General features: G+C 54.3%; 23 protein-coding genes, 1 tRNA gene and 1 pseudogene. 5 read left to right on the top strand and 20 right to left on the bottom strand.

The window, feature by feature from the left end:
* Window positions 1-25 precede the first annotated feature (25 nt).
* From QQJ87_RS14415 to QQJ87_RS14455, 9 genes are all read right to left on the bottom strand, one after another.
* Window positions 26-499 (bottom strand): phosphoribosyltransferase, encoded by a 474-nt coding sequence (locus QQJ87_RS14415; RefSeq protein WP_284282601.1) that lies wholly within the window; start codon window positions 497-499, stop codon window positions 26-28.
* Between the two features lie 10 nt (window positions 500-509).
* A complete protein-coding gene (locus QQJ87_RS14420; RefSeq protein ID WP_284282602.1) occupies window positions 510-1,811 on the bottom strand; it encodes an adenylosuccinate synthase in 1,302 nt (433 codons plus the stop codon).
* Window positions 1,808-3,013, bottom strand: coding sequence for an ATP phosphoribosyltransferase regulatory subunit (locus QQJ87_RS14425; RefSeq protein WP_284282603.1), 1,206 nt, complete (start codon window positions 3,011-3,013; stop codon window positions 1,808-1,810). The genes QQJ87_RS14420 and QQJ87_RS14425 overlap by 4 nt, the downstream gene beginning before the upstream one ends.
* A gap of 13 nt (window positions 3,014-3,026) precedes the next feature.
* The gene (locus QQJ87_RS14430) at window positions 3,027-3,221 is read right to left on the bottom strand and encodes a DUF2065 domain-containing protein (RefSeq protein WP_284282604.1); all 195 of its coding nucleotides are present in this window, start codon (window positions 3,219-3,221) and stop codon (window positions 3,027-3,029) included.
* Between the two features lie 59 nt (window positions 3,222-3,280).
* Window positions 3,281-4,153, bottom strand: a complete 873-nt coding sequence (gene hflC, locus QQJ87_RS14435; protein ID WP_284282605.1) for a protease modulator HflC — start codon at window positions 4,151-4,153, stop codon at window positions 3,281-3,283.
* 2 nt (window positions 4,154-4,155) lie between these two features.
* Window positions 4,156-5,454 (bottom strand): FtsH protease activity modulator HflK, encoded by a 1,299-nt coding sequence (gene hflK, locus QQJ87_RS14440; protein WP_431310110.1) that lies wholly within the window; start codon window positions 5,452-5,454, stop codon window positions 4,156-4,158.
* Window positions 5,455-5,481: 27 nt separating this feature from the next.
* Window positions 5,482-6,588, bottom strand: a complete 1,107-nt coding sequence (gene hflX / locus QQJ87_RS14445) for a GTPase HflX (protein WP_284282606.1) — start codon at window positions 6,586-6,588, stop codon at window positions 5,482-5,484.
* Window positions 6,589-6,624: 36 nt separating this feature from the next.
* Window positions 6,625-6,858: an RNA chaperone Hfq gene (hfq, locus tag QQJ87_RS14450; RefSeq protein WP_284282607.1), complete on the bottom strand. Its 234-nt coding sequence runs from the start codon at window positions 6,856-6,858 to the stop codon at window positions 6,625-6,627.
* Between the two features lie 170 nt (window positions 6,859-7,028).
* The gene (locus QQJ87_RS14455; protein WP_284282608.1) at window positions 7,029-8,348 is read right to left on the bottom strand and encodes a YihY family inner membrane protein; all 1,320 of its coding nucleotides are present in this window, start codon (window positions 8,346-8,348) and stop codon (window positions 7,029-7,031) included.
* A 48-nt stretch (window positions 8,349-8,396) separates the two neighbouring features.
* On the opposite strand from QQJ87_RS14455, the gene wrbA reads away from it, so the two are divergent.
* From wrbA to QQJ87_RS14470, 3 genes are read left to right on the top strand one after another with little or no spacing between them, the layout of a single operon-like run.
* Window positions 8,397-9,005 (top strand): NAD(P)H:quinone oxidoreductase, encoded by a 609-nt coding sequence (gene wrbA / locus QQJ87_RS14460; protein ID WP_284282610.1) that lies wholly within the window; start codon window positions 8,397-8,399, stop codon window positions 9,003-9,005.
* Entirely contained in the window at window positions 9,002-9,361 is a 360-nt protein-coding gene (locus QQJ87_RS14465) for a DUF2069 domain-containing protein (protein WP_284282611.1), read from the top strand. Before wrbA ends, QQJ87_RS14465 begins: the two co-directional genes overlap by 4 nt.
* Window positions 9,345-10,784 carry an FAD-binding oxidoreductase gene (locus QQJ87_RS14470; protein WP_284282612.1) on the top strand — a complete coding sequence of 480 codons (1,440 nt, stop codon included), beginning with the start codon at window positions 9,345-9,347 and terminating at the stop codon, window positions 10,782-10,784. The genes QQJ87_RS14465 and QQJ87_RS14470 overlap by 17 nt, the downstream gene beginning before the upstream one ends.
* A gap of 25 nt (window positions 10,785-10,809) precedes the next feature.
* Here QQJ87_RS14470 and dusA read toward each other — a convergent pair whose 3' ends face one another.
* The 11 genes from dusA to QQJ87_RS14525 form a co-directional block, all read right to left on the bottom strand.
* Window positions 10,810-11,796 (bottom strand): tRNA dihydrouridine(20/20a) synthase DusA, encoded by a 987-nt coding sequence (dusA, locus tag QQJ87_RS14475; protein ID WP_284282613.1) that lies wholly within the window; start codon window positions 11,794-11,796, stop codon window positions 10,810-10,812.
* A 60-nt stretch (window positions 11,797-11,856) separates the two neighbouring features.
* Complete coding sequence (typA, locus tag QQJ87_RS14480; protein WP_284282614.1) at window positions 11,857-13,677, bottom strand: translational GTPase TypA; 1,821 nt, start codon at window positions 13,675-13,677, stop codon at window positions 11,857-11,859.
* Window positions 13,674-14,672 carry a tRNA pseudouridine(55) synthase TruB gene (truB, locus tag QQJ87_RS14485; protein WP_431310112.1) on the bottom strand — a complete coding sequence of 333 codons (999 nt, stop codon included), beginning with the start codon at window positions 14,670-14,672 and terminating at the stop codon, window positions 13,674-13,676. Before truB ends, typA begins: the two co-directional genes overlap by 4 nt.
* Window positions 14,669-15,034: a 30S ribosome-binding factor RbfA gene (rbfA, locus tag QQJ87_RS14490; protein ID WP_284282616.1), complete on the bottom strand. Its 366-nt coding sequence runs from the start codon at window positions 15,032-15,034 to the stop codon at window positions 14,669-14,671. The genes truB and rbfA overlap by 4 nt, the downstream gene beginning before the upstream one ends.
* A gap of 11 nt (window positions 15,035-15,045) precedes the next feature.
* The gene (gene infB / locus QQJ87_RS14495; RefSeq protein WP_284282617.1) at window positions 15,046-17,874 is read right to left on the bottom strand and encodes a translation initiation factor IF-2; all 2,829 of its coding nucleotides are present in this window, start codon (window positions 17,872-17,874) and stop codon (window positions 15,046-15,048) included.
* A gap of 22 nt (window positions 17,875-17,896) precedes the next feature.
* On the bottom strand, window positions 17,897-19,366 hold the full coding sequence (gene nusA / locus QQJ87_RS14500; RefSeq protein WP_284282618.1) for a transcription termination factor NusA: 1,470 nt from the start codon (window positions 19,364-19,366) through the stop codon (window positions 17,897-17,899).
* Between the two features lie 10 nt (window positions 19,367-19,376).
* Window positions 19,377-19,799: a ribosome maturation factor RimP gene (rimP, locus tag QQJ87_RS14505; RefSeq protein ID WP_284282624.1), complete on the bottom strand. Its 423-nt coding sequence runs from the start codon at window positions 19,797-19,799 to the stop codon at window positions 19,377-19,379.
* A 245-nt stretch (window positions 19,800-20,044) separates the two neighbouring features.
* A complete protein-coding gene (gene rluB, locus QQJ87_RS14655; protein WP_348534587.1) occupies window positions 20,045-21,361 on the bottom strand; it encodes a 23S rRNA pseudouridine(2605) synthase RluB in 1,317 nt (438 codons plus the stop codon).
* A complete protein-coding gene (gene scpB / locus QQJ87_RS14515; RefSeq protein WP_431310111.1) occupies window positions 21,321-21,947 on the bottom strand; it encodes an SMC-Scp complex subunit ScpB in 627 nt (208 codons plus the stop codon). The genes rluB and scpB overlap by 41 nt, the downstream gene beginning before the upstream one ends.
* 448 nt (window positions 21,948-22,395) lie before the next feature.
* Window positions 22,396-22,611, bottom strand: a complete 216-nt coding sequence (locus QQJ87_RS14520; RefSeq protein ID WP_284282619.1) for a DUF1289 domain-containing protein — start codon at window positions 22,609-22,611, stop codon at window positions 22,396-22,398.
* Window positions 22,612-22,623: 12 nt separating this feature from the next.
* Entirely contained in the window at window positions 22,624-23,130 is a 507-nt protein-coding gene (locus QQJ87_RS14525; protein ID WP_284282620.1) for a DUF4442 domain-containing protein, read from the bottom strand.
* Between the two features lie 128 nt (window positions 23,131-23,258).
* Here QQJ87_RS14525 and QQJ87_RS14530 point away from each other — a divergent pair.
* Both QQJ87_RS14530 and QQJ87_RS14535 read left to right on the top strand, forming a co-directional pair.
* Window positions 23,259-23,335 (top strand) — tRNA-Met (locus QQJ87_RS14530).
* Window positions 23,336-23,954: 619 nt separating this feature from the next.
* Window positions 23,955-25,096: pseudogene (locus tag QQJ87_RS14535) on the top strand (IS3 family transposase).
* Window positions 25,097-25,256: the final 160 nt, after the last annotated feature.

The following is a 25,256-nucleotide window of genomic DNA, read 5'->3' on the forward strand; positions in this document are numbered from 1 at the left end:
ACCACACCTGCCTTACAGGCCGCCTTTAACGAAAATCACGCACTTCGAATGGCTGAACAATCCAAAGATCGTGATCAAGGGTTTCAGCGAAAAAATCGGGTTGAAATGTTGCTGAATGCTTGTGCCAAATCACTGCAGAGCGCACCTCAGTGATACCAGGGTGGGCGACTCGCAGATGCTGCAGCAGCGCGGCCAGTGTTCGACCCGAATCGACCAGGTCATCGGCCACCAGCACACGCCCCTGCAAGGGGCTGAGACTGGCGACCGAGCTGGAAATTCGGAGCTGGCCTTGTTGTGTACCTGAACCCTCACGGTAAGAAGAAGCCATCACAACGGCCATAGGGCTTGGTAAACCGCGTGAAAGCCCGTCGGCAAGCATCAGCCCGCCACGGGCCACCCCGACAACCACATCGGGATGGAAATTGGCTTGTTGCACGTTGGCAAGCACCTTGTCGACCAAGGCATGGTATTGCGCATAATCAACAAACCGCTTTTCCATCAAGCTGCCTTCAAACCTTGAAAGGATGACGCAATACGATGGTTTCGTCCCGGTCCGGCCCCGTGGAAATCATGTCCACTGGTACGCCACAAACGGCCTCCATGCGACGCAGGTAGACCTTGGCCTGTGCTGGCAGATCGTCAAAATTGCGCACGCCAAATGTTGTACCTTCCCAGCCCTTGAACTCTTCATAAATCGGTGTGCAACCTTCCACACTTTCCGAACCGAAAGGCAGGATGTCTGTGGTTGTGCCGTCCTTCAGCGTGTAGCCCACACACAACTTGATGGTGTCGAGACCATCGAGCACGTCCAGCTTGGTGATACACAAACCAGACACACCGTTGAGTTGAATGGTGCGTTTCAAAGCCGCCGCGTCAAACCAGCCACAGCGACGGGCGCGACCCGTCACAGACCCAAACTCATTGCCCTTCTTGGCCAGATAGGCGCCTGTTTCGCAGAACAGTTCGGTCGGGAAAGGCCCAGAGCCCACGCGAGTGGCATAGGCCTTGGTGATGCCAAGCACATATTGCAGGCGCTGTGGACCCACGCCCGCACCAGTGCTTGCCGCACCAGCCAGGCAGTTGCTGCTGGTAACATATGGGAAAGTGCCGTGGTCAATGTCAAGCAATGCGCCTTGCGCACCTTCAAAGAGCAGGTTTTGACCGGCCTCGTTGGCAGCCTGCAACAGGCTTGGCACGTCGGCAACCATGTTCTTGATTCGGGGAGCCAGCGACATGGCCTTGTCGAAAACGACCTGTGCTTCCACGGCTGGCGCACCCAGATATTGGGTCAGCACAAAGTTGTGGTAATCCAGAATTTCTTCTAGCTTGGTTCGGAATGTGGTTGGGTTGAACAAGTCTTGAACGCGCAAAGCACGGCGTGCCACCTTGTCCTCGTAAGCCGGACCAATACCACGCCCGGTCGTGCCGATCTTGCTTTCGCCTCGTTTGGCTTCGCGGGCTTTGTCGAGTGCAATGTGATGATCCAGAATCAGCGGGCAGGCCTCGCTGATTTTGAGGCGAGCCTCAACAGAAATGCCACCGGCCTGCAGCTCGTCTATCTCAGACAAAAGAGCCTCGGGTGAGAGCACGACACCGTTTCCGATGTAGACCTTCACATCCGGACGCAGAATACCAGAGGGAATCAAACGCAGAATGGTTTTTTTGCCACCAATCACCAGCGTATGGCCCGCATTGTGCCCCCCCTGGAAGCGCACCACGCCCTGCGCGTGATCAGTCATCCAGTCGACGACCTTGCCCTTGCCCTCATCGCCCCACTGGGTGCCAATGACTACCACGTTTCTGAAACTCATTCCTTACTCTCCTGATTCGCATTGATCGCCTGCACCTGCCAACCGTGACCGGTGTGCACCAGTTCGCGATCACAAATAAACTCTTCCTCTTCCTGCTCGGTGTTGGGCAAGGACTGAACCACCACTTCACCCCGCGCACGCAGCGCGCGCACGGCCTTCACCAACTCGGTGTCATGACGCCAGGGCGCACGTATTGCCGATTTTGCAGTGGCCTGAGCCCCCTGCAATGAGGCCAATTCACGAAGATCCACAGAAAAACCAGTGGCGGGACGTGCACGGCCGTAGACCGCGCCCACATCGTCGTATCGCCCACCGCGCAGAATTGCGTTCGGGCAACCAGACACGAACGCTGCGAAGACCACGCCACTGTGATATTCAAAACTGGCGACATCGGCCAGATCCAGCATCAGATCGGGCAGATGCTCGGCTGAATCGCGCAATCGCGACACCAGCACTTCCAGTTGCATCAGCACAGACTCAACCGGCTGCGTTTTGGGCAACACGGAACGGGCGCGAGCCAACGCACACTGTGACGTGCCGGTTATCGGGCCATACAAATCAATCAAAGAAATGACTGACTTGGCCAATTGAGGTGCAACACCGACCAGCAATTCTGTCAAAAGTACACGGTCCTTTTGAGCCAGCGCCTGATGCAGGGCACGCATTTGCGAAGCGGCCAAGCCCTGGTCTTTTAAAATTGCGGCCAGCAAACCTGCGTGAGAAAGCGCCAGACGAAAGCCCTTCAAACGCGACACCACGAGGGTGTCCACAGCCAGGGTCAACACCTCCAGGTCGGCTTCAATGCCACTGCAACCGTACAGTTCGGCGCCGCATTGAATGGGCTCACGGGTGTTGTGTAAGCCACGGGCCTGCGTGTGCAATACGGGGCCGCAATAACAAAGCCGGGTTGCGCCTTTCCGGTTGAGGATGTGCGCATCAATGCGGGCCACCTGCGGTGTGGTGTCGGCGCGCAAACCAAGCATCCGGCCACTGGCCTGATCAAGCAGCTTGAATGTTTGAAGATCAAGCGATGGGTCAGCGTTGCCCAGCAATGATTCGGTGTACTCCAGCAATGGAGGCATCACCATTTCATAACCATAGACGCGGAAACGGTCCAGCACCGCGCGGCGCAATTCTTCAATGCGGCGGGCTTCAGACGGCAATACGTCGGCAACGGACTCTGGCAAAAGCCAAGCAGACATGTTTATCCCAACTTTACAAGGGTGATTGAACTAAAAAAAGCATTCCGAGCCCGATGAGCAACGCCACCAGACCCACAAAACGAATTTGGCCTTCGGTGAGTGAAGCGATTTTCAGGAATGCCTCTTTCCAGTTTTTGGGAAAGAAAAACGGCATGAAGCCCTCGATGATGAACACGAGGGCCAACGCTGAAAGCAGAGTCTCACTCATGGCGATAAAAAGCCAGAGTGAGCACTCTTTACAGGACAGTGAGCGCGCACAAGCCCGCCTTATTTCCCTTCCGCGCTTCGCATGAAGCGGAAGAAATCTGAGGCAGGGTCGATCACCATGACGTCAGACTTGGATGCAAAGGACTGCTTGTATGCCTCCAGGCTGCGGTAAAAAGAGAAAAACTCTGGATTCTTGCCAAAAGCAGCATTATAAATCGAAGCGGCCTTGGCATCACCCTGTCCCTTGATAGTTTGTGCATCCTTGTAGGCTTCGGCAAGAATCACCTCGCGCTGACGGTCTGCATCGGCTCGAATTTTCTCGGACTCGGCCGCGCCGGTGGCCCGCAGGTCGTTGGCGACACGCTTGCGCTCGGCTTCCATGCGTCGATAGACGGAGTCGCTGACTTCTGGAAGAAGATCAACCCGCTTCAGACGCACATCTACGATTTCAACGCCGATGTCCTTGGCGTCATCTTCGACTTTGCGGGTGATCGAATTCATCACCTGGGTTCGTTCACCAGACACCACTTCCGGCACGGTGCGCTTCGTGATTTCCTCATTCAGCGCGGATTTCACGATCTGGCTCAAACGAACCTGTGCCCTGCCTGTGTCCCCGTTGAAACTCACAAAGAACAGGCGAGGATCCACTATTCTCCACTTCACGTAGGTGTCGACCAGCAGGTTCTTCTTTTCCGAGGTAATAAACCGTTCTGCATCCGGAGTGTCAATTGTTTGAATTCGCTTGTCAAAGAATCGAATATTCTCAAAAGGCGCCGGAAGCTTGGCGTACAAACCTGGCTCTTTGTGGGTCTGTTTGACTTGCCCAAGGGCGAACACCACCGCGTACTGACGCTGATCAACGACATACAGGCATGACGAGGCCACGAAAAAGCCGATCAGCGCCGCGATTACAACCACTACAACTTTAGGCATGATTAACGGCCTCCCCTGTCACGATTCAACAGCGAATTGCGGTAAGCCGCTTCGCTGTCGGTATTGCCCGCTTTTGCACCGCTGTCGGCTGAACTGGCAGCGCCCTCTGCAGGCTTGTCAGCCTTGCCTGTGCTGCCTTTTCCTGAGGCGTTTTCCCCTGAAACCTGCTGCATCAATTTATCAAGCGGCAAGTAAAGCAACTGACTTTTGTTCTTGCTGTCCACAAGCACTTTGCTGACATTGGAGAAAATCTGCTGCATGGTCTCCAGATACATGCGCTCGCGCATGACCTTGGGGGCCTGCTGGTACTCAGCAAGAATCGAATTAAAGCGAGCGGCATCACCTTGTGCCTGCGCAACCACGCGCGCCTTGTAACCTTCAGCCTCTTCCATCAAGCGAGAAGCAGCACCCTTGGCGCGCGGAATAACATCATTGGCATAAGCCTGACCTTCACTCTTCAGTCGCTCACGATCCTGCCCTGCTTTCACAGCGTCATCGAAAGCGGCCTGAACTTGTTCAGGTGGCTGAACGTTTTGAACCGTGACATTGGACACAGAGATACCAGCCTTGTATTTGTCGAGGATGCCCTGTATGACCTTGGCTGCTTTCAGTGCAACCTGCTCACGCCCTTCGTAAAGCACATAGTCCATCTTGTTTTGACCAACAACCTCGCGAATACCCGTTTCAGCGGCTTCTTTCACGGCCTGATCCGCATCCACGTTGTTGAACAGATATTCGGCAGCATCCTTGATGCGGTACTGCACTGCAAACTGGATGTCGATGATGTTTTCATCGTCGGTCAGCATCAGTGATTCACGGGGAATCTTGTTTTTGACATCGTTGCGATAACCGATCTCAACTGTGCGAACAGTGGAACTGTTGACATTGATCGATTGCTGGATGGGATAAGGCAGACGCCACTGAAAACCGGGAGATGCCGTGTGGTGGTATTTGCCAAACTGCAGCACGACGGCTTCGTTGCCCTCTTGAACAATAAAAAAGCCGCTGGCCAGCCAGAGGAAAAACCCGAGTACGGCAGCAATACCGACACCCCGGCCCAAACCATCAAGGCCGGGGCCAGAGGGGCCACCGGACGGTGGACGAGGTCCGTTGCCGCCATTGCGCTTGCCTCCGAACAGGCGATTCAAGCGATTGTTGAAATCGCGCCAGAGTTCATCCAAATCGGGAGGACCATCCTGATTCCCGCCGGGACGTCGGTTTTGGTCATCCTGAGCGCGCGGATTTTTTGCGTCCTTGTCCTCAGACGAATTTCTTCCCCAACCAGGGTCATTCATAGACATGCTCGTACCTACTGCTTAGATAATTGATCAAGTGGGTAAAACGGACTTGGCTTTGTTGCGTAAATAAAATTCAGAGGCCAGCTCTGTCAGGCACTGCCTCAATTCGGGCAGCCCCAGACCATACCTTGCACTGACCGAGACCGAGGAAATCTTACCATCCTGATCCCGCTCAACGGCAACATCCCGCTCACAGGCATCGATTTTGTTCCAGATCAAGATCTGCTGCACCTCTTGCGCATCCACTTCCTGAAGCACCATATTGACTTCTTCAATTTGAGAATGCCGGTTGGGTGCACTGGCGTCTACGACATGCAACAGCAGGTCAGCCTGCACAGTTGACTCCAGCGTTGCTTTGAAGGCCTCGATGAGAGAATGGGACAGATCGCGAATGAAACCCACTGTGTCAGACAACACCATGTCAACCCCCTCGGCCAAATAAACACGCCTTGAAGTGGTGTCCAGTGTTGCAAACAGTTGATCCGCCGCGTAGGCCTTGCTGCTTGCGACCGCATTAAAAAGTGTGCTTTTGCCGGCATTCGTATAGCCCACGATGGCCACTGTGAATTGGCCCCGTCGTTCACGCTGGCGCCGCTGGGTTTGACGCTGCTTTCGCAGCTTCTCCAGCCGGGCCTTTAACTGCTTGACCTTGACGCCAATCAAGCGACGATCCGTTTCAAGCTGGGTTTCACCAGGCCCGCGCATGCCGATACCGCCCTGCTGACCAGTCAGATCGGATCGACTGCGCACCAGACGACTGGCCAAATATTGAAGTTGTGCAAGCTCAACCTGCAGCTTGCCCTCAAAACTTTGTGCACGAATCGCAAAAATGTCGAGAATAAGGCCAGTGCGGTCGATCACGCGAACCTTCAGTGCACCTTCCAGGTTGCGCTGCTGAGCCGGGCTTAGCGCGTGATTGAAGATGACCAGCTCGACTTCAGAGGCCGCACAAAAGTCGGCGATTTCAGCCGCTTTGCCCGAACCAATGAATGTAGCGGGGTCTGGGGATCTGCGTTTTGATGAAAACGACCCCACGATCTCGGCCCCTGCCGATTTGGCCAGCAGGGCGAGTTCATCCAGACTTTCAGCGAATTCGAACTGCCCTAGATCCAGTGCTACCAATACAGATCTGGTCATGCAGCAACCGCCGTGTATGAAAAGCTCAAAAAGTGCTTATTCCTTGACTTCAGGTGTGAAAGTCACCGAACGGCCTGGCACGACAGTCGAAATGGCGTGTTTGTAGACCATTTGAGTGACGGTGTTGCGAAGCAACACGACGTATTGATCAAAAGATTCAATGTGACCCTGCAGCTTGATGCCATTGACCAGATAGATGGACACTGGCACGTGCTCTTTGCGAAGCAGGTTCAAAAATGGGTCTTGTAGTAATTGCCCTTTGTTACTCATAACAGCTCCAGACTGTGTTGTGATTTATTGTTTAAATGTCAGAGCTTGTGGCTCGTCACGCTTAGTGTATATAAAACGAGCGGGTGTTCCAAATGGATGCCCTGATATTCGTAGTGGTAGACCTCAAATAAGACACAAAAGTTCGTGTCAGTTACAAATTTGACATTGTTCTACACTTCAAGCCAGTCAAGCAGCCTGGGCTTTTTCACAAATTCTTCGACAAATCCACCCAGTTTCTCGGTGCCTTTGGGTAACTTGGACTGCCAATTTTGCTGCAGCGCAACATCAAACCACAGCAATTTGGCCACCAGTTCTGCACTCTGGGTGCGTGGGTCGCAAATCATGGCAAAGCGTTCTGTGGTTTTCGAGCCAGACAGCAAACCCACAACGTCGTGCTGGATCAACACGGTGAGTATGTCATCGAGCTGGTCAGGGGACACATTGGCATTGAGCCTCAACTCCTCCATGGTCATCCCGGGCTTGCCAGACTGTCTTGCGCGTTCAAGCTCACTCAAAATACTGATGCCGTGCAACCAACGCTGGCCGGGCCTGTGTTCAGCTTGCCAGTGCCCTGTTCGCGCAACGGGTAAAGCCGCCACTGTGGCCGCACCGAGCAATACGATAATCCACGACACGTAAATCCACAGCAAAAAAATCGGAAACGCCGCCAGGGCCCCATACAAAGCCGTGTAGCTCGGAAAGTGGGTGATGTACGCGGCAAAGGCCCTTTTGGAAAACTCAAATAGAACGGCTGCAACAACGCCCCCTACCAACGCGTCACCCATTCGAACAGCCCTGTTGGGAATGATCTGATAAAGGAACGCGAAGGCCACCACTGTGCACAGCAAGGGCACCACGCTGAGAAGCAGATGCGTGCCGCCAACTGGCGCTACACCTTTCAACGACTCACCCAGCAATGCCGTTGACACACTCAAGCTCAGACCAATCAACATGGGTGCCAAGGTGATGACAGCCCAATACAGCAAAATCTTGCTGACCAGTGATCGATGCCGCTTGACATGCCAAATCTGGTTGAAAACCTTGTCGACTGTCAGCATGGTGGACAGTGCCGTAATGACCAGAAAAACAATTCCGATCGCCGTAAGGCCCTTGGCCTTTTCGGAAAACTGGTTGACATATTGCAAGATGGTGCTGGACAGCGTGTCTGGAAAAAAACTGCCGAGCAGGTAGTTTTGCAAATCCGCCTGCAAACGCTGAAACATGGGAAACGCCGTAAAAATCGCCAGGGCGACTGTGGCCATGGGCACCAGCGACAGCACCGTGGTGAAGGTCAAGCTGGACGCCACCTGTGGCAATTGTTGCTCTTTCACGCGGCGCATCAACAGCCGGGTGAACGCAACCCACCACCTGGGATTTCCCGGGGTCAGCTCAGTCCAGTTGCTGGCGATGACCTTTCGAGCCTGTGATACAAAAGTAGGCTTGGTGTGCGTGGCGTCCTCTGGGGACCTTTTTTCTGAAGCAGCGTGCATGAGTTTGGATACAATGAGGGTTCTCACACCCTATGATAACCTTTAAGCATGATCGAAGTATTGGTGTTGTATTACAGCCGCCATGGGTCTACACGACAACTGGCACTGGCAATTGCCGAAGGCATTGAATCCGTGAAAGGCGCCAGTGCACGCATTCGCACAGTGCCGCCAGTGTCTGCCACCTGCGAGGCCACTGCCCCATCCATACCGGACGACGGCCCACCTTATGCCGAAGCCTTCGACCTTCAAGAGTGTGCGGGTTTGGCGCTGGGTTCTCCCACGCGTTTTGGCAACATGGCTGCGGCCCTGAAATATTTCATTGACGGCACGGTCAACACCTGGCTGGCCGGCGATTTGATCGACAAGCCATTCTGCGTGTTTACCTCCACCGGGAGCATGCATGGAGGGCAGGAAACCACCCTGCTTTCCATGGCACTACCGCTTATGCACCATGGCATGATGTGGCTGGGCATTCCTTACTCTGAAGAGGCATTGAATGAGACCCACACAGGCGGAACACCCTACGGTGCCACTCATTTGGCAGGCCCCAAGGGCAACAATCCCGTCAGCGAACATGAAATCGCACTGGCCCGCGCCCAAGGCGTGAGACTGGCCAAGGCCGCACTGGCGATGGAAACTGCGAGACGATTTTCATGAAGTGGCCCTATTGGCTGACCTGCGGTTCTTTTGTTGCCTTGATCGCCCTGTGCGTGTCTTGGGAGCTGTTCCTCGCGCCCATTCGACCGCAGGGATCGTGGCTGGTGTTGAAGGTGATTCCACTTTTGCCACTGGCAGCCGGTATTTTTCGAGGCCGTATTCGCGCATTTCAAATTGCCTCCTTGTTGTTGTGGGTGTATTTCGCAGAGGGAGCCACTCGGGTTGCCTCCGACCCGTCCATGCTGTCGCGCATGTTTGCCGGGCTTGAAATTGCCCTGTGCCTGGCGCTCTTCACAGGCATTGCGCTGCATTTAAAACAATTCAAACTGAAAAAAGCCGATGACCCTGCCCACTGAACAATTGTTGCCGGCGCTTCGCAACGTACTTCCAACACTGAAAATAGACACGGCGCACGACAGCATTGAGCAGGCTTGTACGGACTGGCGCAAACGCTACAGAACCGATGCATTGGGCGTTGTTTTTCCTGAAAACACCGATCAAATCACGGCCATTGTGCGTCTGTGCAAGGCGCATGGCGTGGCCATCACAACCCAGGGGGGTAACACAGGCCTGGTGGGGGGTGCAGTGCCAGTCCTTCATGCAGACAGGCCACATCTACTGCTGAGCACCCGCAAATTGAGAGACACACTGAAGGTGGACAAAGCCAATTTGACCATCACTGCCAGCGCGGGATTCGCCTTGCAGGAAATTCAGCAAGCCGCCGACCAGGCGGGTTACCTGTTTCCCTTGAGCCTGGCTTCAGAGGGCAGTTGCACCCTGGGGGGCAACCTGGCCAGCAATGCCGGCGGCGTTGCCGTATTGCGCTATGGCAACGCGCGTGAATTGTGCCTCGGCCTGGAGTTTGTCAGTGCCGCAGGCGAGCGCTGTGGAGACCTGCGTGGCCTCAGAAAAAACAACACAGGATACGATCTTCGTCACTTGCTGATTGGCTCGGAGGGCACTCTGGGCATTATTACCCAGGCTTGCATGAAGATCTTCCCAAAGCCCAAGGCCAGCGCCGTGGCCTGGATGCATGTGAAAGACATTCACGCCGCAGTGCGCGTACTGGAAGTACTGCAAAGCCAGCTTTTCAGTGAGATTTCGAGTTATGAATGGATGAACACGATCGCGGTCGGTCTGGTTAAAAACCATTTCGGTTACCAAGCGCCCAAAACCCTTGAGCATCCGGATGTGGAGCACGTGTTGGTGCAATTCGATTCCCTGGACACGGCAGAGGCACTGAATGGCCGGGTGGAAAGTGTATTGGAAAGCCTGCTTCGTAACCCGTCACTTGGGCTGGTCAATGTGTTTTTGGCGCAAAACCTGAGCGAATCCAAGTCCTGGTGGCAAATTCGTGAAAGCATTTCAGAAGCGCAAGCCCGTGAAGGATTGAACGTCAAACACGATGTGGCCTGTGCCGTGTCGCGCCTTCCTGAATTTCACGACAAGGCGCTGGCTGAATTGCGCGCCCTTGCGCTCAACATCCGGCCAGTTCTTTTTGGACACTTGGGCGACGGTAACCTGCATTACAACGTGTCAGGGCCGGTTAACACACCCAGCCAATCCTTCTTGGAGGACCATCAAGAGGTCATTAGCCAGGTGGTTTACAAGGTCATTCAGGAAGTGGGGGGAACCGTGTCGGCCGAGCACGGCATTGGTCAACTGAAGGCCGATCTGCTCAAGGAAATTACGCCGCCCGCCAACTACGGCCTGTTCAAGGCTGTCAAACAGGCCATGGACCCGGATGGACTACTGAACCCGGGAAAAATGCTGCTTTAACGCGCAGAATCGACCTGCTTACCGTTCAGGCAAACTGTTTGTCAGCGGTGCAAGCGATGGCTTCTTCGACGACTGACCAACGGTTGGTTTTCAAGCGCGTAGCATCCGAGAGCACCTGCCGGAACAAACGCCCACCGGGTTGACCGTGGTAAATGCCAAGCCAGGACCGGGTCAGGTTTCTCAGGCTTTCGCCTTGGGCCAGTTCAGACTCCACGTAGGATCTCAAACTTTGAAGCACCTCTGCGCGGCTTCCCACCTCAGAGATGGCTCCACCCTCTGAGACTGAATCAAAACGGGTCAGCAGCCAAGGGTTGGTGTAGGCTTCACGACCGATCATGCAGCCATCAGCCCACTCCAGATGCTGATGAATGTCCTCAATGGTTTTGATTCCACCGTTCAAAATGATCTGCAAGTCCGGAAAGTCCGCCTTCAAGCGTTGTACCAGCGCGTAGCGCAAGGGTGGAATTTCCCTGTTTTCTTTGGGAGAAAGACCTTTCAGCACTGCATTGCGGGCGTGAACAATGAAGGTTTTGCAACCCGCTTCACTGACTTTGCCAATGAAATCAAACATCAGCTGTGGACTTTCGTCGTAATCCAGCCCAATGCGGTGTTTCACCGTGACATCGATTCCACAGGACTGACGCATCGCATCGACACACTGTGCCACCAGATCGGGCTCGGCCATCAGGCAGGCCCCAAAGGCACCCTTTTGTACCCGCTCGGACGGACATCCGCAGTTGAGATTGACCTCGTCATAACCAGCCTGCTCAACCCAAGCGGCACAGCGGGCCAGATCAGCGGGGTCGCTGCCACCCAACTGGAATGCCACAAGGTGTTCCTCTGGGTTAAAGCGCAAAAACCTCGCCCTGTCGCCGTGGATAAGCGCCCCTGTGGTGATCATCTCGGTGTACAACCAGGTGTGTTGAGTCAACGCCCGATGGAATCGACGGCAATGCCGGTCGGTCCAGTCGATCATGGGTGCAACAGAAAGGATGCGGGGTTTCAATGGCATGGTCAGAATTCTACAAACAAAAAGGGCCAGCGCAAACGCGTGGCCCTTCTGGATTCAGCCTTATGCTGCCTCGCGGCTGGCCTTCTTGCGCTCGTGTTCCTTGAGGTGACGCTTGCGCAGGCGAATGCTCTTCGGCGTGATTTCAACCAACTCGTCGTCTGCAATGAATTCAACCGCGTATTCAAGATTCAGTGCGATGGGTGGAACCAGTCGAACCGCCTCGTCGGTGCCAGAGGCACGCACGTTGGTCAATTGTTTGCCTTTAATCGGGTTGACGACGAGGTCGTTGTCGCGGCTGTGAATGCCGATGATCATGCCTTCGTACAGCGCCTCACCGGGTGACACGAACATGCGACCACGGTCTTGCAGTTTCCACAGGGCGTAAGCCACGGCGTCGCCGTCGTCTTGGGAAATCAGCACGCCGTTGTGACGCTCGGCCACACCACCTTCACGCACGGGAGCATATTGATCAAACACATGGCTGATCAAGCCTGTACCACGCGTGAGGGTCATGAAATCGCCCTGAAAACCAATCAGTCCGCGCGCAGGAATTTTGTATTCCAGGCGAACACGGCCTTTGCCGTCAGGTTGCATGTCGACCAGGTCGCCCTTGCGGCGGCCCAATTCTTCCATCACGCCACCTTGGTGGCTTTCTTCGACGTCCACGGTCAAGTTTTCGTAGGGTTCGCAACGCACACCGTCTATTTCTTTGAACACCACGCGCGGGCGAGACACGGCCAGCTCGTAGCCTTCGCGACGCATGTTTTCCAGCAGAATCGTCAGGTGGAGTTCACCGCGGCCAGACACTTCAAACACCGTGTCATCGCCGGTGTCTTTCACGCGCAGGGCGACGTTGGACTTCAATTCACGGTCCAGACGGTCGCGCAGCTGGCGGCTGGTGACGAACTTGCCTTCACGGCCAGCCAGTGGCGATGTGTTCACCATGAAGTTCATGGTCAAGGTGGGTTCGTCCACTGTGACCATCGGCAGGGCTTCCACTGCATCTGCAGCGCACACCGTGGTGCCAATGCCCAATTCTTCGATACCGTTGATCAAACAAATGTCACCCGCTTGTGCCTCATCGACCAAAACGCGCTCCAGGCCACGGAACTTCAACACCTGGTTGATTTTGCCGGCAAAGGGCACGCCATCCGGGCCGTTAACGCACAGCACCTGTTGACCGGTGCGCACCGTGCCACGCTTGATTCGGCCAATGCCGATCTTGCCCACATAGCTGTTGTAATCAAGGGAAGTAATCTGGAACTGCAGGGGTCCTGTGGGGTCGTCATCGCGCACGGGAACATACTTGAGGATGGCCTCGAACAAGGGACGCATGTCACCGTCGCGAACATCGTCTGTTTCACCGGCAAATCCATTCAGGCCTGATGCGTAAATGATCGGGAAGTCCAGCTGCTCATCCGTGGCACCCAGTTTGTCGAACAAATCAAATGTTTGATCGATCACCCAGTCAGGACGCGCACCAGGACGGTCGATCTTGTTGATAACCACGATAGGGCGCAGGCCCAAAGCCAGTGCCTTGCGGGTCACGAAACGGGTTTGTGGCATCGGGCCTTCCACGGCGTCGACCAGCAGAAGCACAGAGTCCACCATGGACAATACACGCTCAACTTCACCACCGAAGTCAGCGTGTCCCGGTGTGTCAACGATGTTGATGTGCGTGCCTTCGTATTCAACGGCGCAGTTTTTGGACAGGATGGTAATGCCACGCTCTTTTTCCAGGTCGTTGGAGTCCATGACGCGCTCTTCGAGGCGTTCATTTTCACGGAAAGTGCCAGACTGGCGAAGAAGTTGGTCAACCAGCGTGGTTTTGCCGTGGTCCACGTGGGCGATAATTGCAACGTTGCGTAATGCGCGTGTCATAGGTTTACCTGAATCAATCGTTCGGGTCGCAGCAATCCGCCCTTCCCGTGTGTTTCCAAAGTGCCGGTCCCGAGGAACACGGCTGTTTTTCCTGCTGCAGGTTCAGTGCCAAGGTTTGCATACACCCTGACCCGACCTGCCGGTTGCCCGGTCAATTCCAAGGGCAGACGCTGACCATGCAAAAAACGTCTGCCTGAATCCTGATCGAGGGTGATCGCCTGCAAATGCGTCAACAGGCTGTCTACTTCAATCAGGCTTTGTTCGAGCGAGAACTGACCTGCCTTTTCATGCAAGGCCTGGAGGGCTTCTAGCGTAAGCGCCTCCTTCACGTCCAGATCGCCGATTTTTGTTCTTCTGAGTGCCGTCAAATAACCCCGCGTTCCAAGGGCTTTTGCGATGTCTTCACCGAGTGTTCGAATGTAGGTGCCTTTGCTGCACTCTGCTTCGAACGAAATGGATGCCTCGGTGCCCGATTTTTCAAAAGCCAGCAAATTCAATTGAAACAGCTGGATTGTTCGGGCTTGCCTCTCTACCTCCACGCCCTGACGAGCGTACTCGTACAGTGGCTTTCCTTCCTTTTTCAACGCCGAATACATCGGTGGCGTTTGTTCCATACTGCCCTTCATGTGGGAGAAAACCTCAAGAATGTGATTTTCACCCAAATTTTCAATTACTTGCAAGCGCTTAGAATCTTCTTCCAATTCGCCTTCAGCGTCGCCGGTGGTGCTGGAGTAACCCAAGCGCACCGTGGCTTCGTAGGTTTTGCTGGCCTGTATCAGATCGTTTGCAAACTTGGTGGCCTCGCCAAACATCAGTGGCAAAAGACCACTGGCCAGAGGGTCCAAAGTACCCGTGTGACCCGTTTTTTGTGCATTGAACAATCGTTTTACATGTTGCAGTGCGAAGTTTGATGACAAACCCCTGCTTTTGTCGAACAGTAATACACCGGATATGGCAAGACGTTGCTTTTTCACCTCAAATACAAGCGCAGTTATTCACCTGGCTTGTCATTCAGCGCCCGGTCGATGAGCTGGGACATTTCCGCCCCTTTCTCGACAGACGTGTCGTGCTTGAAACGCAAAGTGGGCACAGTGTGAATGTGCAGGCGCTTGAAAATCAGATTTCGCAAATACCCGGCAGAGTCGTTCAAGGCCTCTTCGGTGTCCTCAGGGGAACCTGACAACACGGAAAAGTACACGGTTGCATACGCGTAATCAGGCGTCAGTTCCAGGTCAGTGATGGTGACAAACCCGACCCGGGGGTCCCGCAACTCGCGGGGAATGATTTCCGCCAAATCCTTTTGAATTTGTTCGGCAACCCGAATTCCCCGTGATGTCGGCTTTTTCTTGTGACGCATAGTGTTCCTGATTAGAGCGTACGCGCCACTTCCTTGACTTCGAACACTTCAAGTGTGTCGCCTTCACGGATGTCGTCGTAATTGGCCAGTTGCAAACCACACTCGAAGTTTTGGCGAACTTCCTTGGCGTCGTCTTTGAAGCGTTTGAGAGAGGCCAATTGACCCGTCCAGACCACCACGTTGTCGCGCAGCAGACGAATGCCGGATGAGCGACGGATGACACCATCTGTGACCATACAACCCGCCACAGAACCCACTTTGGAGATCTTGTACACCACGCGGATCTCGACACTGCCGATGATTTCCTCTTTCTTGTCGGGTGCCAACATGCCAGTCATGGCGGCCTTCACTTCGTCTACCGCGTCATAAATGATGTTGTAGTAACGAATGTCGACGCCGTTGTTCTCGGCTGTTTTGCGCGCGCCCTGATCAGCCCGGGTGTTGAACCCGATAATGACCGCCTTGGAGGCAAGAGCAAGGTTGACATCAGACTCGCTGATACCACCCACTGCCGCGTGAACGATTTGCACTTTCACTTCGTCGGTAGACAGCTTCAACAGGGCCTGAGACAAAGCTTCCTGTGAGCCCTGAACATCCGACTTCAGGACGATCGGCAATGTTTTCACTTCGCCTTCGGTCATCTGCTCGAACATGTTCTCGAGCTTGGCGGCCTGTTGCTTGGCCAGTTTGACGTCGCGGAACTTGCCCTGACGGAACAAGGCAATTTCACGTGCCTTACGCTCATCAGGCAACACGATCACTTCTTCACCAGCGGCGGGCACGTCAGACAAACCTTGAATTTCGCAAGGAATGGATGGACCTGCCTCGTCGATGTTGTTGTTGGCTTCATCCAGCATGGCGCGAACGCGACCAAATGCGGTACCCGCCAGCACAATGTCGCCCTTCTTGAGCGTACCAGACTGAACCAGCACTGTGGCAACCGGACCGCGACCCTTGTCCAGTCTGGATTCAACAACCAGACCTTTGGCGGGTGCGTCAATCGGCGCTTTCAATTCGAGCACTTCGGCCTGCAACAACACTTGTTCCAGCAGATCGTCGATGCCCTGACCGGTTTTGGCAGACACTGGCACCATGGGTGAATCACCGCCGTATTCTTCAGGCACCACTTCGTGGGTGATCAATTCCTGTTTCAATCGCTCAGGGTTCGCGTCCGGCTTGTCGATCTTGTTCATGGCAACCACCAGCGGAACACCGGCCGCCTTGGCGTGGTGAATCGCTTCAATGGTTTGCGGCATGACGCCATCGTCGGCAGCAACAACCAGAATAACGATGTCGGTGGCCTTGGCACCGCGTGCACGCATGGCGGTGAACGCCTCGTGACCCGGGGTGTCCAGGAAGGTGATCATGCCACCTTCGGTTTCGACGTGATAGGCACCAATGTGCTGGGTAATGCCGCCGGCTTCACCGGAAGCAACCTTCGTGCGGCGAATGTAATCAAGCAGCGACGTTTTACCATGGTCAACGTGACCCATCACCGTGACGACAGGCGCGCGCGGCATGGCTTCAGCCTGCTCACCCTCGGGGTTCGTGACTTCTTCGTTGAGCAGGGCTTCGGGATCGTCCAGCTTGGCGGCGATCGCCCGGTGACCCAACTCTTCGGTCACGATCATGGCGGTGTCTTGATCCAGCACCTGGTTAATGGTGACCATCTGGCCCATTTTCATCAGACACTTGATCACCTCGGCCGCCTTCAGTGACATTTTGTGCGCCAGTTCCGCCACGGTAATGGTTTCAGGCACGTGAACGTCTTTGATGACCGGCTCGGTTGGCTGCTGGAAATTGCTTTGCTGATCGCCCTGGTTGTGGCGGCTGTTGCGACCCTTGGGGCCTTTCCAGCCACCCGCACCAGTGCGGCCAAGGCCGGTTTCTCCGCGGGTTTTCAGACCACCACGACGGCGACCCTGTTCATCGCGGGCACCCGCACCGCGAACGCCTTTGCGGCCGCGATCGTCATCGGACTCTGCTTCGTCTTTGACCGCCTTGGCTTTGGGTTTGACTTCTGGCTTGGGCGCTTCAGTGGGCTCTTCAGCCTTCAAAACCTTGGCTGGGCGCTGCATCAATTTGTTGATGGCGGCCACTTCTGCCTCTACAGCGCGACGGGCTTTTTCCTGGTCTGCGCTGGCTTTGGCTGCATCTTCAGCCGCTTTTTTGGCTTTCTCTTCAGCGGCGTGTGCCTGGGCAGCGCGTTCTTCACGGGCTTTGGCTTCCGCTTTCAGAGCGGCTTCATCCAGCTCAGCTTGTTGACGCACAGCAGATTCGCTGCTTTCTTCATCAGCGCGCTGTGAAGCCTCATGAGCAAGGCGCTCTTCTTCGGCGCGTTTTTTGGCTTCTTCCTGAAGCGCAAGCTCGCGCTCACGCTCTTTTTCAAGACGCGCCTGCTTTTCTTTCAGATCGGCTTCCTGACGTGCAAGCAGCTCAGCTTGCTTGCGGGCTTCCTGCTCGCGACGTTCGAGTTCAGCTGGATCAATGCCGGTGTCAGAGGTGGGGCTTGCCTCACGCTCTAGAGTGCCGGTTTTGTCGTCGCCACGCTGCACGAAAACGCGCTTCTTGCGAACTTCCACTTGAACCGTGCGTGCACGCCCACCTGGCCCGGACTGCTTGATTTCGCTGGTCTGGCGGCGGGTGAGGGTAATCTTTTTCTGACCACCGTCTGAACCGTGTGCCTTGCGCAAACTGTCAAGAAGCATGCTCTTGTCTGCTTCAGTGACAGCATCCGCTTCAGAGGATTTATTCACGCCTGCTGACTTGAACTGCTCCAGGAGCACGTCAGTTGGCATTTTCAGCTCTGCGGCAAACTGTGCGACTGTAGTACTGGTCATCTAATCTTCCTTCAAATTCTCTTTATTCAAACCAATGTGCGCGTGCTTTCATGATGACATCACGGGCCAACGACTCTTCGATACCGGTGATTTCAGTCAACTCATCGACAGCCAGTTCGGCCAGCGAATCACGATCAGCAATGCCGGCCTCTCCAAGCTTGGCGACCATGTCGGGCGTTACACCTTCGATGGACAGCAAGTCGGACGCGCCTTCGACCATTTCTTCACGGACGATGGCTTGGGTCAGCAGTGCGTTGCGCGCACGGGTACGCAATTCTTCAACAGTGTCTTCATCAAATGCTTCAATTTCGAGCATTTCGTTCAAGGGTACGTACGCCACTTCTTCAAGACTGGTGAAGCCTTCTTCAATCAGAACATTGGCCACGTCGTCGTCAATGCCGAGCTTGTCGGTGAACACTGAACGAATCTTGCCGATTTCTTCTTCGGTGCGCTTGGCAGACTCTTCAGGGGTCATGATGCTGATCTGCCAACCTGTAAGATCGGACGCCAAACGCACGTTTTGACCGCTTCGACCGATGGCAAGCGCCAGCTCGCTTTCGTCAACCACCACTTCCATGAGGTGCTGGTCTTCATCCACCACGATGGACTGTACGTTGGCAGGCGACAAGGCGCCGATCACGAATTGGGCTGGGTCTTCAGACCACAACACGATGTCTACACGCTCGCCGCCCAGCTCTTGGGTGACGGCCTGAACGCGGGAACCGCGCACACCCACGCAGGTGCCGATTGGGTCGATGCGTCGATCGTGTGCAAGCACGGCAATTTTGGCACGCATGCCGGGGTCGCGCGCGGCCGCCTTGATTTCGAGGTGGCCCTGTTCAATCTCGGGCACTTCCATGGCGAACAGCGCTTTGATGAATTCGGGCGAGGTGCGCGACAGAATGACTTGTTGACCGCGAGCGTTGCGATCAACCTTCCAGAGAAAGGCACGCACACGATCACCGGGACGCAAGCTTTCACGTGGAATCATTTGATCGCGGGGCAGACGGGCCTCGATACGACCACTTTCAACGATGGCGTCTCCGCGCTCCATGCGCTTGACCTGACCAATCACGATGTTGTCGCCACGATTCAGGAAGTCGGTCAGGATCTGTTCACGCTCGGCGTCACGAACGCGTTGCAAAATAACCTGTTTGGCAGCCTGCGCACCGATGCGACCGAACTCGATTGGCTCAAGCTCTTCTTCAATGAAGTCGCCGATTTGCGGGTTGTCCATGTATTTAACGGCCTGCTCGACCACCATCTGGTATGCAGGATCGTAAAAATCTTCTTCGGAAACCACTTCCCAGCGGCGGAACGATTCGTAGTCACCTGTGCTGCGGTCGATCACGACACGCACGTCTACGTCTTCGTCGTAACGCTTTTTGGTTGCGGAAGCCAATGCAGACTCCAGAGCGCCAAAAACGATGCCTTTTTCGACATTCTTCTCACGCGCCAGGGCATCAACTAACAATAGCAACTCACGGCTCATTCCAGGGCTCCTAAAACTTTAAGTGCGGCACCAATCGGGCTGCCGCTAAATCGGTCAATTCAAATTCGAGCAGGTAGGCTTCGGCATTTTTGCCCTCGGGCTGCACCAACAAGGCGAATCCCCCACCCTCTTTTTTTTCAAGTATTCCTTTGAACTGCTTCTGATTGTTGAGTGCCTTTTTGAGTTTCAATGACACTTCTTCACCTACAAACCGCTCAAAATCGACTGCGCGACGCAAGAACCTGTCTACGCCGGGTGAGGAGACCTCAAGCCGCTCATAGGACACTTCTTCCACGGTGAACAGGTGTGTCAACTGGTGGCTGACCTTTTCACAGTCATCCACAGTGACACCGTTGGGCGAATCAATCATGATGCGCAGCAGACCGCCTTGCTCGCGCTCGGTGTCTGCCAGCTCCAACCCCAATGACGCAATTACTGCTTCGGCTTGAGGAACCCATCGTTCAGACCAGGCACCAGACCAGGAATTGCCTACAAATTCGTCAGGATTGATCAATTTCTTTTATTACCCAAATCTTGCAGTGTTGGCACACCGTGTTTCAACAAATTTCACCAAAAAAAAATGGGCTGAAAAGCCCACCTGATTTGAGCGCCATTTTTTCAACAGGCACTCAGGCAACGTCGGATTATGACTGAAACAACCTTTATTTTCAAGCAATTTCAAGCGCCGTCTTTTGGGCCTGCATTGCGACGACGGCCACGGGGAGCCCCCTGGGCATTGCCTGCGGCAGCGCTGCGAGTGCGCGGCTTGCCGTTGCCATTGCGAGGTTTGCCATTGCCAAAACTGTTGCCATTGCCGTAGCTGTTGCCATTGGCCACGCCCGCCGATGCGCCACCAGCAAAAGAGCTGCCGCCGTTGCGCCGGGGTGAACGACCCTGCGGACGGGTGGCACTGGACAATGCATTCTGGCCGCTAAGCGCGGCTGCCGCGGTGGCGCCTGAGACTGTCAGGTAAGTCTGGCCGGGTGAGGACAGGGCCATGCCTGGATCAATCAGGGGTTGCCCACGGCGTTTGTTGTTCTTGCCCTGCATGTTTTTATTGTCACGCTTGCGTGCGGACTCAGCCGCAGACTCGTCCACTTTCAAACCGAGTGACTGCATGTAGGACATGGCTTCAAGCGCTTCCATTTCCATGTATTTGCCGCGCTTCAGCGTCGAGGGCATGACGATGTCACCAAAGCGGGTGCGGATCAGGCGGCTGACCGTCAGGTTACAAGCCTCAAACATGCGCCGCACTTCACGATTTCGACCTTCTTTGAGGGTCACTTTGTACCAGCGGTTGGCACCGTCTCCACCGGCAGGCTCAAGTGTCAGAAACTTTGCGGGCCCATCTTCGAGCTGGACACCTTCGAGCAGCTGCCTGGATTGCTCTTCAGTGAGCTCGCCGAGCACACGAACAGCATACTCACGAGACACCTCATATTTTGGATGCATCAGACGGTTGGCCAGTTCACCATGCGTGGTGAACACCAGCAGGCCCTCGGTGTTGAAGTCCAGGCGGCCGATGGCCAGCCATTTGGCGTTGCTGACGCGTGGAAGCTTCTGAAACACAGTTGGACGACCTTGCGGATCGTCCATGGACACGATTTCGCCGGCGGGCTTGTGATAAATAAGCACGCGAGGGGGACGGGATTTGTTCTTGCGCTGCACCTGCTTGCCGTTGACACGAACCTGATCGGTGGGCAAAACGCGCTGCCCGAGGTGAGCCGGTTCGCCATTGACTGAGACTCGACCCGCCACAATCAGCTCTTCCATTTCACGGCGGGAACCCATTCCGGACTCAGCCAGCACCTTGTGCAATTTCGGCGCCAGCTCCGGATCTAGACGCACATTGAGCTTGCTGCGGTTTTTTGACTGAGCGGCTGAGTCCTGAAACCCCTCCACCTGGCGAACCACCTCACCCCACTCGGGTTCGGTTGCGTCTGCGACCACCACTTCAGGTGTCGGTTCCGTCGTTGCTTTTTTGCGTGCGTTCATGCTCATTCGTGCTGTTGTTGTGTTCAGATTCAAAAGGAATCACTTTTTGCAATTCATCGGCCAGTTGTTGCTCGGACTCGCTGTCGAGCGCGGGCAAATCGGCCAGGGAGGTGAGGTTCAGGTCACTCAAAAACTGAGTGGTTGTACCCCACAGCGCAGGCCTTCCGGGCGTGTCCCGGTGGCCTATGGTTTCAATCCAGCCCCTGTCTTCGAGGGCTTTAACAACCTGGGTTGACACGGTGACCCCACGAATGGACTCAATGTCGCCCCGGGTTACGGGCTGGCGGTAAGCGATGATCGCCAGCGTTTCCATCACGGCCCGCGAATACTTGGGCGGCTTTTCCGGATTCATCAATTCAATGTAGCGCTTGACGTTTTCGCGGGTTTGAAATCGCCAGCCGGTTTTGGTCTGCACCAATTCGAGCCCGCGGCCGGTCCAGTCGCGACGCAGGTCATCGAGCAAGGTGGTCACCACGGATGCATCCAGCGTGTCTTCAAACATGCGCTGAAGTTCACTGACCGAGAGCGGTTCTAGCGCGCAAAGCAGCGCTGCTTCCAAAATATTTTTCGCGCGCTGGGGTTCCATCCAGGCGAACTCACTTAAAAAGGTTTGAGATGGCGATCAGTTCAAGCCACGTTGTGCGACTACTTTGTACGGCTGTGGCCGCTGGGCCGGGGGGCGCTGGAGTGGACTGTTGCAGATGAGCAAAGACCTCTCGGCACTGGCCAAAAATTTGCGGTTTCGGCATTGTAACTGAAAAGTATCGAAAAAAAAACGGCACCTGAAAACCAGGCACCGTCTTGAAAGAACCACCCGAGGGCGATTGGAGACAAAACCAGTTTGCCGCGCGCCAACGGTCCAAACATCCCCCAAAATGTGCAACGGCATTTCACCCGGATGAGGTTAGTTATCCACACATCACGGGGAAAACCCCCGACACCCCCTGTGGATAATAGTTTTAAACTTATGATTTGATAGCTTTTTTGATACCCTGATTAAATTCTAAGCAACATCGTAAAAATGCCGACAATACTCAGGACTGCCAACGATATCCCACTTTGGCAGTCATGATTCGCGCCCAGGCGGCCGCTTTTTCCTCGTCACTTTTGAAGATCCAGCCGTCCACTTCGTCCAGCGTTCTGCCGCAACCCATGCACACATCGTCGCCCAGATTGGTGGAACAGAAACCGATGCAGGGGGTGTCGGCCTCGGGCCAGACAGGCAGGTCTTTGTATTCGTTTTGAGCCATTTCAATTCCTTGTTACTGCGTGTTGACAGGCGGCTGGGGCCTGAATTGTTTCTTGAGCCGTATGTAGAGCAATTTGCGCACACTGGCGACCACAGTGCCGTCGGCTTTGGTGATGTCGGCCTCGAAGGCGTGAAGCACTTTCGAGCCGCCCGCTGCGCCAGTGGTGATTGTATCCAGATCTTGAGCCGTGATGCGGTAATCACCATAAACCGTGCCATCGCCGGGCTTTTTGAAAACGACAAATGCGTCTTGATCCCAGACGTGGTAACGATGCCCGAGGTTTTGCATCAACATGTACATGTAAAACGGATCGGCCATGGCATACAGCGAGCCACCAAAATGCGTGCCCATGATGTTTTTATTGCTGCGTGTCAGAGGCATTTCAACCTGAACACGCCGAAAATCAGCATCAATTTGGCGAATTTTGATGCCTGCACCCCGAAAAGGACGGTACAAATTGAACAGAGAGGCCATGATTGCAGGGTGTTTTGCAATTTTTTTCTGAATGGTTTTTAACATGCCAAACCTTTCTTTTGAAAAGGAAAATCGAGATTAGAACACGAATTATAGGGTTGTGCTTTGCACCAAATCGGAGCTGATGACTTGCGGGAAGCCCAAAAACACGCTATAGTTTCGTTCTTACCAGACGCGGGGTGGAGCAGTCTGGCAGCTCGTCGGGCTCATAACCCGAAGGTCGTAGGTTCAAATCCTGCCCCCGCAACCAAATTTTTCTCAATGAAACCAATCACTTAGCAGTGGTTGGTTTTTTTGTTTTCTAGGCCATCAACATCGTGTGCCCAAAATGTGCCCATTTTGTGCCTAAGTTTTAAAAATCCCTCTTCCCTCCGTCGTGACCTTCGGTCAAATCAAAAGCGGTCATTTGGGCACAATTATCAAAATTTATTTAAATTCTGAGTTTCCTTTCTGTGCCTAATGACCCATCGGGTAAACGACCCGAAGATCATTGCCTAAAAGATCAAACGAATTCTATTAATACGTTAAAAATATTATTTAGATGACCTTAAGGTATACTTTTGACTCAAAAGAGGATGTGCCTCAGTCTGTGCCTTTTCGGTGCCCAAAATATTCATCAACAAATTGATTTTATTAAAAAAATATAATTCGCTGGATTTTGGAAAATTAATCCATTTTCATTCTATTTGGGCACATCTCAGATTTTTTTGAAAAAGCAGACTGACGACCTCCCTCTTCTGTTCTTTTGACCTTCGGGGAATTTCGGCTCTTGGGCCAGAGAAGTGGCTCAGGAAATTTGAACAGTTTGTATAAGTGGAAAATTGGGTTAAACGCCTTGACCGATAATGGTCGGGCAGGAGATCTACATCATGAGCAAATCATCAGGACGACGTACTCGTCGGGTATTCAACGCTGAATTCAAGGCCAAGGTTGCACTGGCCGCTTTGCGGGAAGACAAGACCCTGGCCGAATTGGCCAATCAGTTTGAGCTTCACCCCAACCAGATCGTGGAGTGGAAAAAGCAACTGCTTCAAAACGCTTCCGGTGTTTTTGGTGCAAGCACCAAACCGGCAGAGTCGGTGGATCTGAAACCGCTTCACGCAAAAATTGGCCAACAGGCGCTTGAGATTGATTTTTTATCAGGTGCGCTCACCAAAGCGGGATTGCTGAGCGCAGACAAATGATAGACCGAACCCACACACTGAGCATTGTTCGTCAGGCAAAGCTTTTGAAGATTAGTCGTGGCACGGTGTATTACCTGCCAAAGCCTGAAAGCCCAGAGAATCTGGTGATCATGAATGCGATTGATCGCCTGCATCTGGACTATCCGTTCATGGGCTCTCGGCAATTGCGAAATCAATTGGTCAAACAAGGCTTTGAGGTGGGCAGGCAGCATGTGCGCACTTTGATGCAAAAGATGAACGTGCGTGCAATTGCGCCGCAACCCGGCACAAGCCAACGAAATCCAAAGCACAAGGTGTTTCCATATCTCTTGCGAAAGTTGCGCATTGTTCGAAGCAATCAGACCTGGGCACTGGATACGACCTACATCCGAATGGCCCGTGGCTTTGTCTATCTGACCGCCGTGGTGGACGTCTTCAGCAGGCGCATACTGGCCCACAGAACAGCCATCACACTGGAGGCCTGTCACGCGGTAGAGGCTTTGCAGGAAGCCTTTGCCCGGTTTGGCAAACCGGAGATCGTCAACACGGATCAGGGCAGCCAGTTCACGGCGTAAGACTTTCTGGACTGCGTGCTCAACAACGGCACCAAACTGTCCATGGATGGTCGAGGTGGCTGGCGAGACAACGTCTTTGTTGAACGGGTCTGGAGAACCATCAAGTATGAACGCGTTTATCTGCGGGCTTATGAGACCGTTAGACCGGCCAGACAAGACATCGCCCAGTACATCGACTGGTACAACCAGGATCGGGACCATTCAAGCCTCGGGAACAAGACACCCGAGCAAGTTTGGCAGGAGGGTACGCCGACATTTAGACTGGCGGCATAAAATGATTTTACCGATGCGCCCCGGCATCAAACACAACCGCCCTATCATCACTTATAGAATGGGGAAAAGTTGTTCAAATGAACTGAGCCACTTCTATGGACGGCCACAAGGATTTGCTGGGCCTGTGGATGAGTGAGAACGAAGGGGCCAAGTTCTGGTT

It is taken from the genome of Limnobacter litoralis (assembly GCF_030160455.1).
GTDB classification, from domain to species: Bacteria; Pseudomonadota; Gammaproteobacteria; order Burkholderiales; family Burkholderiaceae_B; genus Limnobacter; species Limnobacter litoralis.